Source organism: Photorhabdus kayaii (genome assembly GCF_025384895.1).
Classification (GTDB): domain Bacteria; phylum Pseudomonadota; class Gammaproteobacteria; order Enterobacterales; family Enterobacteriaceae; genus Photorhabdus; species Photorhabdus kayaii.
The window spans coordinates 1-12,796 of sequence record NZ_JAJAFZ010000010.1 but is presented as its reverse complement, the minus strand read 5'-3'; the positions used below and the strand labels follow the sequence as shown (position 1 = coordinate 12,796).

Genomic DNA, 12,796 nt, shown 5'->3' with positions numbered 1-12,796 from the left:
TTATCTTACAATGTAACATCAGTGTTACGAAATGAGATCCCGATGAAAATGAAAAAGATAGTGATCTTCTGGTTTATCTTTACATTGGTCAATTTCGCGCTGGCACTGTTAAACCTACAGGTACGGGATGTGTGGAGTCTGTCATCACTAGTGTGGTTTCCGGCAGGCTTGTTACAAGGCATTTTTTGCTCCAGGGCACCACGGTACTGGCCTGTCTGGTTAATCACGGGTGCCTTGATTTCGCTGACTGCCAGTCAGTGGTATGGAAGGCCAGTCAATGTATCGCTGACCTTTTCCAGCATCAATATGATCATGCTAGTAGCAACAGCGCTGATCTGGCAGTTTTTTTACGGTGTCATGTGGGCGCCGAAACGGACAAGGGACATCATTAACCTGACCGTACTCTGTTCGTTAAGTGGCATCATTGAGCGATTTATCACGAAATGGATACTTCATCTATTTGGTTATCCTACCGACATATCAGTTTCATTACCGATTGTCGTAGGCTCAGTGTTGAGTTATCTACCACTGACATTGTTTGTTATCTATTACATCACCCACGAGAAAAATGGGGTTGGGAACTGGAAAATCCATGGCTTATGGCTGGTGGCCCTATTTGCCATGACAGTATTGTTCATCAGTCCACCACCGGAAGCCGGGAAAATACACTGGCAAGGAATCGCACTGCTGTTTTCCTTCAGTTTGCCGATGCTGCTGGCACTCAGCGGTAATCTGCTGGTATTAAGCAGCTTTTTATCCCTATGTACGGTGGGGATCGTGAGTGCCACCATTTTTGGTCTTGGTCCATTCTCATCCCCGTTAACCAATCTTCAACAAAATGTGCAGATAGCCGCTTGGTACAGTACAGCGTTCACTTTACCCGCGTTGTTATGCTGTAGCTATTTATCTAACATAATCAACGCATTACATCGGCGTAAAGCGCATTTTCTGTTAATGAGAGCGATGCTGGATCAAGAACAGGTTAATTGCTTTCGGTTAAGCGCCGACGGACATTTGTACTGGCATCATAATGGTGCTGCCTGGATGCGGTGCGGAAAAGCACCCGTCTCCTGGTCGCAATTGATGTCTTGGGTACATCAGGAAGATCGGCATAAAATCGAACAGCTTAAAAATTCAGTCTCGCCAATACCACAGACATTAAAAGTTCGGATTGCGGATGGTAAAGGCGAATTTAACCCCATCATTATCGCCTTAATCATCCATGTGGGAGAAGATGCCGGTTTTATTGAAGGAACGATACGTGAAATAAATAGTAAATAAAAAATAGTCAATAATCTGGAGAAATAACCTATGCCCAGACGAGTCATTATTGCCGACGATCATCCGGTATTTTTATTAGGACTACGTACGATACTGGCAACATTGCCGGAGAATTACCAGATTGTGGGGGAAGCCCATGATGTTACTTCACTTTTTTCTCTGCTGGAGGAAAAAGAAGCGGATATGCTGATCACGGATTTCATTATGCCGGGTAATAACCAGATCGACGGTCTGAGGATGATTAGCCGAATACGGGAACAGTATCCGAATTTGCCGATTGTGGTGATTACAATGATCAGCGACCGAAAAATAATAGCTTCATTGATTGACTACAAAGTGAAAGCGATTTTGAACAAAAACAGCTTATCCCATGAACTGGTAAAAGGGCTGTACAGTACAACCGGACGTTATGAACCCTATCTAAGTGAGCAATTTCTCGAATCACCGGACGAAGAAGTTGTAAAAACGCTAACCAGCAAAGAGTTGGAAGTGATTAAACTGTTGGGACAAGGATTGAGTGTGAATGATATTGCTGCGCGTTTATACCGTACTAAGCAGACGATCAGCGCCCAAAAAATTAGCGCAATGAAAAAGCTCGGGTTAGATAACGAAGCAGCGCTTTATAATTATTTGCATCAGATTGGATTGGGGCTGTAAGCAATGAAGTGCCGGTGCAAAGCATGGCGATGGTTTGCCATATTGGTATTGCTGTTACCGCTATCTGGCTGGAGCCTCAACCTGTTTGAATACCGCAATGCGCAAAAGCTACCTGCAAATGGGCTACCGGTGGAGTTTTATTCAAACATCACTCAAGAATCACAAGAATTTCTGCCTTTTCCCGTTAAAGAATACGGGAGGGTGCTTCCCCCGCGTTTTCCAGCATTAAAAGTTGGCATTCTCTGCTGTATCGGCGCGCCATTGGTGATCCATCGTTGGGACGGCAAGTTGGAAGGGATTTATGCTGATTATCTGCGCTTGATCGAAACTGTGTTGAAAAGACCGGTGGAGGTACGGCTGTTTGGCAACTGGGAATCAGCTTATAAAGCGCTGCAACGTGGAGATATCCAACTGTTATCAAATTCCGCCTCATCACAATCAGGAAATGAAGCAAATGACACTTACCCGATTCTGGTACAACCCCTCGCCCTCATTATGCGCAAAGAACAAGTGAATATGCCATTTGCCAAAATGAATATTATGGCGGCACCAAGCAGTGATCCGAATGTCATTAAGCAATTACGTAAACATTACCATAGCATTTTGGTGGCGAAGGATCAGCAGGAGGGGATACAGGCAGTCGTGGATGGCGAAATGGATGCCTATCTGGACGGGCAAAGTCAGATTGCCTATTTGCTGGCTTTTCGTCCATTTACCGGGTTGACCTACCGCCGGGATATCTCGTTGGGGGAACGGTATGACTTTCTCGGTCACAACGGTGATGGCATGGTTGAAGCAGTAAATCTGATTCTGACATCCATTCCTCATGCTATCAGAAATAAAGTTTACGAACGTTGGATTTCTGGGCTGGCATTGGGCAGTAATAATGACGCTACCATCTTTTCAGCTCAGGAAAAAGCTTGGATTAAAAAAAATCCTGTCGTCAATGTGGCACTGACTCGTACTGCGCCACCTTATTCCTTTCTGGATAAAAACGGTCAAATCACTGGGCTGGATGTGGACATTTTGCGTCTACTGGGAGAAAAAAGTGGCATCACCTTTAATTTTATGCCAACAGATGGCGCAATCGGCATTAAAAAGTTGTTAGAAAATGGCGAAGCGCAAATGACCTCTATGATCAACACACCCGAACGTAGCCGTTGGCTCTCTTTCAGCCATCCCTATGGTACCGTGGAATGGGTGATGATCACCCGCAATGAGCGCAATGTCCCCAATGAGTTTGAACAACTTAAACACCATCGGGTGGCGATTCAGCGTGGTCATGCACTTTCGTCGCTATTGAAGCAGTATCCAGAGATTTTCGTCGTGGAAGTTGACAGCGTGACACAAGGTATCGATATGGTGCTGGCCGGGGCGGCAGATGCCACTTTTGATAGCCTGATCAGTGCGGATTATCTACAAGCAAGCCGTTATGGTGCCAATATTTCTATTCAGTCCTTTAAAGGCTCATTGCAACCGGAACAATACGCCATCATACCGGCCTATCCTCAACTGGTGGACATATTAAATAAAAGCATTGATGCACTGCCACCAAATGAACTGCGGGTATTACGGTTGAAATGGTTATCTATGGGGAATGTCGCTTCCTATGACAATAATAACATTTCGCCTTGGGTAAAGTTGTGGGGAGGGGCGTTATTTGTGATTGCGCTAAGTTCAATTTTTTGGGGCAGTTATCTTGCTCATCAGATCAGACGACGTAAGACCGCAGAAAGCAACTTACAAAATTTGCTAGCGTACTGGGAAACACTCTTTAATAACATGCCTACGCCCATGTTTGTCTGCGATCCGACCATGTGCATCACGGCGGCTAACCTCTATTTCCGGCATGAAATGGGCTCTGTTGGATCTGAGGTGATTGGCCGTAGTCTTTTTTCCCTATGCTTTTTAAAACCGGTCGATGAGCAAGAGATCAGTCTAATTTTTCTACGCTGTTTGGAAGGTGCTCCTGTACATTTTTCTGATCGCAACATTGTTATTCAAGGACAGGATAAAGACGTTTATTTGTGGCTCGAAAGTTATAGCAATACCGAAGGCGTTGTTCAGGGAATCATTGGTGGCTGGTTTGATGTGACCGAACGTAAATTGTTGGCGCAAGAACTACGCCAGGAACGTGATAAGGCGGAACTCGCCAGCCTTGAGAAATCAGATTTTCTAGCCCACATGAGCCATGAGATCCGCACTCCGCTACAAGCCATTATCGGTATTCTTGATCTGGAGGTAAAAAAGCAAACTCAGCCATCCACGCCATTACATATCGCCTGGCAGGCTGCCATATCCTTGCAAGGAATCATCGGTGATGTGCTGGATTTCTCCAAAATAGAATCAGGGCGGATGGTGCTGAATCTCAAGCCGGAATCATTGCAGACGATTCTGGAAAATTGCGTGGCAACTTTTAGCCATCGGGCAAAGGAAAAAGAATTATTTTTCACCTATCAGTTTGATTTACCGTCTGAATATTACCACCTCCTCGACGCAACACGCGTAACCCAAGTCATCAATAACCTGTTGGGCAATGCTATTAAATTTACCGAACAGGGTGGTGTACAGATCAGCGCCTGCTATCAGTCTATTCCAGAGAGCCACCAAGATGAAATTACGCTGGTGGTTGCTGATACTGGTTGCGGTATTCCAGAAACCATGTATGAGGCGGTTTTACTGCCCTATGTACAGGTGACACAAAATAATGGTGGTAAAACCGGTACGGGGTTGGGATTACCTATCTCTGTACAGTTAGTTGAATTAATGGGCGGCAGCTTGAAAATCATGGGTGCGCCCAGTGGTGGCGCACAGGTTACCGTGATATTACCGCTTACGCGTAGTGTTATTGAAAAGGAGGCGATAAGTGAAAAAACCGAAAATATTGAGATGGAACTTCATGAATCTTTGAATATTTTAGTGGTTGATGATCTACCTGCCAATTTACAGGTACTGTCATTACAGTTAGCGTCATCGGGCCATCGTATTGCGCTCGCTGAAAGCGGTGAACAGGCCATGAATCTGGTAGAAGAGGGCTATTTCGATATCGTGCTGACAGATTGCCAAATGCCGGTGATGAACGGTTACGTACTGGCTCAATTGCTGAGAAAACATGAACGATTACGGCAATTACCGCCATTTATTATTCTGGGATGCACTGCGAACGCATTTTCTACCGAACAGGCTCGTTGTTTGGAAGCGGGAATGAATGGTGTATTAATTAAGCCGTTGGTGCAAAGCAAATTGCTGGCAGAAATTACCCGTTATTACCGGCAAGTTAATGACAAATCAACGTTAACATTCGATGAGATTCAAGCGTTGGCTCAACAAGATATGGCTGTAGAACGCCAATTACTCAGCGCAATACAGCAAGGGATGTCGGAAGATATTGCAGAATTGCAACAACAAGAAAACCAGAAATGTCATGAAAAAGTTGTACGTCACGCCCATCGTATGAAAGGCGCTTTTGCGCTGATGCAATATCAGCAAGGAATACGTGTCTGTCTGCGTATTGAAAAAAGCGAGCTGTGTGATGTGAAAACAATAACCGTTTTATTAACTCGTGCGGAATATTTTCAACAACAGATTGAACAGAAATTGGGAGAGTTGCAGGGTTAGAAACTAAGTGAAACTATCCAAAAGAAACCTTGAAAAGGTGAGTGCAATTTATATCATCGCAGAATTAGCGATGTACTCTCCACCCGAGACCAGTCGAGGAATTGCATCGAATTGATTTCGCAACACTTGCGTACTTATATTTGTACAGGTACAGTAGTAGGTACAATGAAGCGAGGAGGATTAACGATGGACACAATAAGCTATTCAGCATTTAGGACTCACTTGGCCAGCACTTTAGATAAAGTGAACGACGATCACAAGCCAATTTTAATTACTCGTCAGAATGGAAAACCAGCAGTCGTCCTAAGTTTGGAAGATTTTCAAGCCTACGAAGAAACAGTCTATTTAATGGCTAGCCCGAAAAATGCTGCACGTTTAAGTCAGGCAATTGCTGAAGTGGAAGCAGGAAGAATGATTGAAAAAGGGCTATTGGAAGAATGATTTTATCTTGGGCAGAAATGGCATGGGAGGACTATCTTTATTGGCAACAAACCGATAAAAAAGTCCTAAAGCGTGTTAATACACTCATCAAAGACATTAAAAGGCAATCCTTCAATGGGTTAGGGGACCCAGAACCTTTAAAACATAATTGGTCGGGTTATTGGTCTAGACGTATTAATCGAGAGCATCGTTTAGTTTACAAGGTAACAGATGATGCAATCATTATTGTACAGTGCCGCTACCACTATTAAATGACTACCTTTCAGAGGACTTCACAAACGAAGTCCTCTAGTCGTTATTTTAAGAAATCATGATAGCGACCTCCCTAATCCAAAGGACATACCCGAATAATATGACCATCGGGATCTTCAATCAGGAAAGTACGACCAAAGACCTCAGTGTGAGGTTCCTTCACAATCTTAATATCGGGTTTCTTTCGCCATTCCTCAAATAAACGATCTACATCTTCGCCAGATGGCAACATAATACCGATCTCAGAAAACCGTGGAATAGAAGTATCTGGCGTTGTTCCGCCTGACCAAATAGCGAATAGTGCTTCACCATCGGCGGCAAATGCCACATAACGAGGACTCGAAAACACGGGCTTAATATTGAAAAGTGTTTCGTAGAAGGCTGTCGAACGCTCGATATCAGATACGTAGACAAGTTGAAGATTGGGCTTGCAAGATACTGTCATCATGTCATTCTCATCTAAGTTAAATTCAATAAAATCGTTATATAACTCAACAAGTAACATTTGTTACTGGATTACGCTTATCATTATAAGGTAATGTTAATTATATGTATATACATACATACATATGTAAAGTGATGTGAAAATTCTGGACGGTGAAGATGAGCCTAATTACCAAAAAGCGCTTCCATCCTACGTTTGGTATGTTCAATCAATCCTTCAATTTCTGGGGGAGGTGTTGAACCACAATGAATATCACAGAACAATATCGGATCAGAGCCTCTTGACAAATAAAAACCTTGAGGATCTCTTAATTTTGATTCCCGGGCTGCACATAAAGCTCGTAAAATTCTTTTTAACCTTTCTTTATCACTCTCTATATTAATAAAGTTCCTAAGATTCGCCTCCCCACCATGAGAAATTTGAAAGAAACGATTATTACTCATATCAATCCGTTTCATCTTAATAAAAGTGGTTTCCTCACTACGAGTCATACCATTGGCAGTTTGAAATGAAAATGTAGCATCAAAAACATCTAAGTATACGTTTGGCAATCCATAATTAACATCAGCATTTCTAAAACAATGTTCAACAGAACTGCCTAGATTCATTGGCTTATAAACTATATTATTAATCATATACAAATATCCGCCCTTCGCCTCACGAGAACGTACTCTCTCTGCTTCATTAAGAGAAATAATTTTACCATTTTTTAATTTTATTTCAGCCATCTTATAATACCTATTTAATTGTTGAGAAATACATATTCACATATCAACAATAAAACAGATTATTATTTATATAAAGATAAAATATTAATTTTATGACAAATCAGAAAATAATTAGGATTTATTTAATGGCCTATATCTTTTTCCTAAGTTATTCTTTTATTATAAACTACCAACCACTTTTGCTACCATAAAAAGGAAATTTTATGTCTCTCGTACCATTTAAGCAGGTTGATGTATTCACTCACCGGCCTTTTAAAGGAAATCCCGTTGCCATTGTCATGGATGCCAAAGGACTCACACCAATACAGATGCAGGCTATTGCTAACTGGACCAATCTTTCCGAGACCACTTTTGTTCTTCCCGTAGAAAACCCTCTAGCAGATTACCGTGTACGGATTTTCACACCCGGTAGTGAACTTCCTTTTGCCGGTCATCCCACGATCGGTACCGCACATGCTCTGCTTGAAGCCGGATTAATTCAGGCGAGAGAAGGGCGTATTGTGCAAGAATGTGGAGCAGGGCTGATTACATTGAACATTACTGAAATGGAAAGTGGTCAGCAATCAATCACCTTCGAACTGCCGGAACCCGCCATCACATTGCTTAGTGCCGAACAGATAGATCGCCTCGAAAGCATTCTGAGTTGCCCATTAGATCGCGCGTTAACACCGGCACTTATTGACGTGGGAGCTCGCTGGATTGTCGCTCATACTACGGGAGCAGAAGCCGTGCTGGCAGCGGAACCTGATTATGCCAAATTGTGCGAGCATGACACGCAAATAAACGTCACCGGAGTTTGTCTCTATGGTGCCTATTGTGAGGAGGTAGAAGCTGATATTGAAGTACGCTCTTTCGCCCCATCATGCGGTGTCAATGAAGACCCTGTTTGCGGTAGTGGAAATGGTAGCGTTGCCGCATTTATGCGCCACCACAAAGTAGCAATGATTGACGATAAAATCGTTCATTCATCACAAGGAAAAAAACTTGGCCGTCAGGGAAGCGTATGGCTCAGCCATTCTGACGGTAAGATTTTTGTCGGCGGTGGTGCTGTGACTTGTATCAATGGCACCATTACGATATAAATTCCGAAAGAGCACTTGCAATGTCGGAAAACATCTGTTTTCCGACAGTATCAAATCATGAACTTATATCCTTCTAATGCCTTAACTGTCATAGGTAAACCCAGTTTCAGCAACATTGCCAAAAATTCATCACTTGTCATCGGTGGGTTCTTTAAGACTGTTCGTTGTGTTTGAACGGCAGCCAACGCTTTTGCATGATTAAGATCAAAAAGGTCAGAAATAAATTCATCAGGATGTATTGCTTCAATGTTTAAATTTGGCTTGATATAGACCGGCTATCCCCAAATGCATTAATAAGTCACGCAACCTAGCGGGATACAACACACATGCATCAAGCAAAACAGGGTACGGTGAATGGGTCATTAGTAGATCCCTAATTCTTGAGCCTGATTAGCTAATGCCTTCATAGCCTCCATACTCTCAGCATTACGCTGCTTTTTATATTCCATCAGATCAGCAAAACGAATACGCCGATGTCGGCCTGTTTTATGGAAAGGAAGACAACCATCTTCCAGAAGTTTAACCATATGAGGCCGCGATACATTCAATATGTTTGCGGCTTCTTGAGTGGTTAGCTCGGCATGAACAGGAACAATTTGCACTGCATTACCTGAAGCGAGTTCACTCAAGATTTGCACTAGCATAGTAAGCGCAGATGTAGGCACTTCAATTTGATGAGATTTATGATCATCACTCATAATTGAAATCTGCTGAGTTTCAAGTTTTGTTGAAAGGAACGCTGAAAGTTCACGCAGCCCCTTTCCAGCTATTTCACTTTCGCGTTTAGCCGGAAGATTTACATCAGAGAAAGTGGAAGTAATCATGTTGCACCTGTTAGTCATTCATTTTGACTTAGCACATTAAACGAAATAAACGAAAATCGCAATAAACGTAACACAATTGTTTTAAGCAGAATCTGATACGTTTTCGCAATAACAATTTCCAAGGTAACTTAGAAGAAACTATTAGTTATTTATCGTTGGCGAAAATAGGAGGGTTGAACTAAACTCAAATTTTACTTTTGTGAGAGGAAGTTAGCTATGTCTGAAACTCGTTTTTCTGAATCGTTAAACCTGCAATCTCACTGGATGCCATTCAGTGCCAACCGAAATTTCCAACGCGATCCCCGCTTTATTGTTGCTGCCGAAGGGCAATGGCTAAAGGACGATAAAGGGCGCCAAATTTATGACAGTCTGTCCGGTCTTTGGACCTGTGGAGCAGGCCATAGCCGGATAGAAATTCAGCAAGCTGTCACTACTCAATTGAGCACACTCGATTACTCACCAGGCTTTCAGTTCGGTCATCCCTTGTCGTTTCAACTGGCAGAAAAGATTGCCAATTTAACACCCGGTGATCTCAACCACGTCTTTTTCACCAGCTCAGGTTCTGAATCTGTAGATACCGCGGTCAAAATGGCACGAGCTTACTGGCGAGTAAAAGGCCAACCCGAGAAAACTAAACTGATTGGCCGTGCACGTGGTTATCACGGTGTCAATATTGCGGGTACCAGTTTGGGGGGGATTGGTAACAACCGCAAAATGTTCGGACAGTTAATGGATGTAGATCACTTACCCCATACATTGCAGAGCGGTATGGCGTTTACTCCGGGTATGGCGGAAACCGGTGGCGTGGAATTGGCCAACGAGATGCTCAAGTTGATCGAACTGCATGATGCCTCCAATATTGCGGCAGTTATTGTCGAGCCTGTGTCCGGTTCCGCCGGTGCGATTATTCCGCCCAAAGGGTATCTACAGCGTCTGCGTGAAATTTGTGATCAACATAATATTTTGTTGATTTTTGATGAAGTTATTACTGGTTTTGGTCGCATGGGACGCTGGACTGGCGCTGAATATTTTGGTGTGACACCAGATCTGCTTAACTTTGCCAAACAAATTACCAATGGCGCCATTCCTCTGGGAGGCGTAGTGGCAAGCAGTGAAATTTATGGGGCCTTTATGTCCCAGCCTCTACCGGAACACTCCGTGGAGTTTAGTCATGGTTATACCTATTCGGCACATCCCGTAGCCTGTGCTGCCGGGTTAGCAACTTTAGATCTGTTGGATAAAGAGCATCTTATCCAACGCTCTGCTGAACTTGCCCCTCATTTCGAAACGGCCCTTCATGCTCTCAGAAACTGTCCAAATGTGACTGACATCCGCAACTGTGGCTTGATAGGGGCAATCGAGTTGGCTGCCCGTGACGGTGATGCCGCTATACGTCCTTTTGATGCCAGCATGGCGCTTTGGAAAGCAGGTTTTTACGTACGCTTTAGCGGTGATACGCTACAATTCGGGCCTATATTCAATGCTGAACGAGTCGATTTGGATCGTCTTTTTGACGCCGTTGGGGAAGCATTGCATCACATTGGCTAAGGTGAGGGACGAATAGAAGGGTGACAATGTGCCGTTATAGAAATTTATAATTGACGCAAAATTTAACGCTCACTTGATAGGTGAGCGTTTATACCCGTCATCTTGAAATCCATAGGGTATAGAGATAATGCGAGAAATAATAATTCCGAACAGCGAAAACGGCGTTCTTGAAGAGCTCCACAAGCGATGGTGCTTATCCAAGACGAGAAACTCAACTGCGTGAAGCATCCAATCATGAACTTACTCCCTGCTAAATATCAGCGGAATATCACAATAAATTGTGAACCTGAATAATATAATTATGTAGTAGTGCAAAAGGGTATATCGATTGGTCAAAAAAGAATCCCTTTCGTATTGGATCTTCGTGTTCTGAATCTTAAACCTTCGAGTTAATTTGGTATAACAAGGAGTAGTTATGAAAATATTAAATATTATAATTTTATCTCTATCGTCAGTGATAGCTTCTAATTCTTTAGCCGATGAGATTAGAGCAAGGGATTTAGGCATTCCTTTCTCTGGAGTAACCGGGAAACATAATGCGATTACAGATGTTAATGGTGTAGAAGTTGGCTATTCAACCATAATAGAAGGCGATGGAAAGCTAGAGGTTGGAAAAGGCCCAATAAGAACAGGCGTAACAGCTATATTGCCAAGAGGAAAGAAATTTAGCCCGGTATTTTCTAGTACATTCTCTTTAAATGGAAATGGAGATATGACAGGCAATCAATGGGTCAAAGAAAGTGGTTTCTTAGAAACGCCAATCTTAATAACCAACACCCATAGTGTTGGTGTTGTTAGAGACTCAACAATTAGCTGGATGTTTGATAATAATCTAACATCACCACTAAAAGATGATTTATTTTGGTTATTACCTGTGGTTGCAGAAACGTGGGATGGAATATTAAATGATATAAACGGTATGCATGTAAAGAAAGAACACGTATATCATGCGTTGAATAGTGCAAAATCAGGAGCGATAGAAGAGGGTAATGTCGGCGGCGGAACGGGAATGAACCTTTTCAAATTTAAGGGAGGCACAGGTACTTCATCAAGAATTCTAGATAAAAAAGATGGCGGATATACTGTTGGCGTTCTTGTTCAAGGCAACTTTGGTGATAGGGATGATTTGATTATTGCTGGGATTCCAGTTGGTAAAGAAATACAGGATCTCAAGCCGATATATCATGGAAACAAGAAAAAAATAAAGGATGCCGGTTCCATAATAGCGGTGGTAGCCACAGATGCACCATTAGCTCCTCACCAATTAGAAAAAATAGCTAAACGAGTATCTCTTGGACTAGCAAAGGTAGGTGGGGTAGCCAGAAATACGAGCGGTGAGATATTTATTGCATTTTCAACCGCAAATAGTGATGCATTCTCTAGAAAGGATGTAAAAACAATAAAAATACTGTCAAATGACAAACTAGATCCTTTGTATGAGGCCACAATAAGTGCAACAGAAGAAGCAATAATTAATGCTATGATCGCCGCCAAAAAAATGGTTGGGAGAAATGGTAATACTTCGTTTTCTATTCCTAAAGATAGAGTTAAAGAGATATTGAAAAAATATAATGTCTTAGCTCAGTCTGACACTTCAATTTAAAAGAAACGAGTTACCGACTTTGATTAAAGGTTCTAAATCTGAAATCGAAGTCGGTAACTACCATCCTTCAACAACATGCTTCAACAATACGATGTAGTATTGGAAATCTCTAAATTCATCTGCGGTAATTGTTCAGAAGAACGGCCAATGGTAAAATTTCCTATCGCAGACTTTAACATTTATTTCAGGATTTTTCGCAATGCCGTGGACATTTTCACATCCAGCAGCCGTTTTTCCTTTGAAAAATCTTCCGGGGGGAAGGTTATTGAATTTACCTGCGCTAATTATGGGTAGTTTGTCTCCTGATTTCTTTTACT

The 12,796-nt window shown here is 42.5% G+C and carries 12 protein-coding genes; 9 read left to right on the top strand and 3 right to left on the bottom strand.

The genetic code is table 11. The annotated features are described in order from the left end of the window. The first annotated feature begins 42 nt into the window (after positions 1 to 42). The 5 genes from LGZ98_RS05865 to LGZ98_RS05845 all read left to right on the top strand — a co-directional run bounded on the left by LGZ98_RS05865 (position 43) and on the right by LGZ98_RS05845 (position 6,248). Entirely contained in the window at positions 43 to 1,281 is a 1,239-nt protein-coding gene (locus LGZ98_RS05865; RefSeq protein ID WP_223121347.1) for a diguanylate cyclase family protein, read from the top strand. Positions 1,282 to 1,311: 30 nt separating this feature from the next. Beyond that, positions 1,312 to 1,938 carry a response regulator gene (locus LGZ98_RS05860; protein ID WP_113040545.1) on the top strand — a complete coding sequence of 209 codons (627 nt, stop codon included), beginning with the start codon at positions 1,312 to 1,314 and terminating at the stop codon, positions 1,936 to 1,938. Between the two features lie 3 nt (positions 1,939 to 1,941). Continuing rightward, on the top strand, positions 1,942 to 5,556 hold the full coding sequence (locus LGZ98_RS05855) for a transporter substrate-binding domain-containing protein (RefSeq protein ID WP_113040546.1): 3,615 nt from the start codon (positions 1,942 to 1,944) through the stop codon (positions 5,554 to 5,556). 186 nt (positions 5,557 to 5,742) lie between these two features. Next, positions 5,743 to 5,997 carry a type II toxin-antitoxin system Phd/YefM family antitoxin gene (locus tag LGZ98_RS05850; RefSeq protein ID WP_113040547.1) on the top strand — a complete coding sequence of 85 codons (255 nt, stop codon included), beginning with the start codon at positions 5,743 to 5,745 and terminating at the stop codon, positions 5,995 to 5,997. Next, complete coding sequence (locus LGZ98_RS05845) at positions 5,994 to 6,248, top strand: Txe/YoeB family addiction module toxin (protein ID WP_113040548.1); 255 nt, start codon at positions 5,994 to 5,996, stop codon at positions 6,246 to 6,248. Before LGZ98_RS05850 ends, LGZ98_RS05845 begins: the two co-directional genes overlap by 4 nt. Positions 6,249 to 6,322: 74 nt before the next feature. On the opposite strand, the gene LGZ98_RS05840 is transcribed toward LGZ98_RS05845, so the two are convergent. Both LGZ98_RS05840 and LGZ98_RS05835 read right to left on the bottom strand, forming a co-directional pair. Beyond that, complete coding sequence (locus tag LGZ98_RS05840) at positions 6,323 to 6,697, bottom strand: VOC family protein (RefSeq protein WP_113040778.1); 375 nt, start codon at positions 6,695 to 6,697, stop codon at positions 6,323 to 6,325. 161 nt (positions 6,698 to 6,858) lie between these two features. Further along, positions 6,859 to 7,422 carry a hypothetical protein gene (locus tag LGZ98_RS05835; protein ID WP_113040549.1) on the bottom strand — a complete coding sequence of 188 codons (564 nt, stop codon included), beginning with the start codon at positions 7,420 to 7,422 and terminating at the stop codon, positions 6,859 to 6,861. Positions 7,423 to 7,625: 203 nt separating this feature from the next. Between LGZ98_RS05835 and LGZ98_RS05830 the strand changes: the two genes are divergently transcribed. Next, positions 7,626 to 8,504 (top strand): PhzF family phenazine biosynthesis protein, encoded by an 879-nt coding sequence (locus LGZ98_RS05830; protein ID WP_113040550.1) that lies wholly within the window; start codon positions 7,626 to 7,628, stop codon positions 8,502 to 8,504. A gap of 362 nt (positions 8,505 to 8,866) precedes the next feature. Here LGZ98_RS05830 and LGZ98_RS05825 read toward each other — a convergent pair whose 3' ends face one another. After that, on the bottom strand, positions 8,867 to 9,328 hold the full coding sequence (locus LGZ98_RS05825) for a helix-turn-helix domain-containing protein (RefSeq protein ID WP_113040551.1): 462 nt from the start codon (positions 9,326 to 9,328) through the stop codon (positions 8,867 to 8,869). 216 nt (positions 9,329 to 9,544) lie between these two features. On the opposite strand from LGZ98_RS05825, the gene LGZ98_RS05820 reads away from it, so the two are divergent. The 3 genes from LGZ98_RS05820 to LGZ98_RS05810 all read left to right on the top strand — a co-directional run. Continuing rightward, a complete protein-coding gene (locus tag LGZ98_RS05820; protein WP_113040552.1) occupies positions 9,545 to 10,876 on the top strand; it encodes an omega-aminotransferase AptA in 1,332 nt (443 codons plus the stop codon). Between the two features lie 415 nt (positions 10,877 to 11,291). Next, positions 11,292 to 12,479: a DmpA family aminopeptidase gene (locus LGZ98_RS05815; protein ID WP_113040553.1), complete on the top strand. Its 1,188-nt coding sequence runs from the start codon at positions 11,292 to 11,294 to the stop codon at positions 12,477 to 12,479. Positions 12,480 to 12,678: 199 nt separating this feature from the next. Then, on the top strand, positions 12,679 to 12,796 hold a 118-nt coding region (locus LGZ98_RS05810; RefSeq protein WP_262977837.1), incomplete at its 3' end, for a DUF4184 family protein.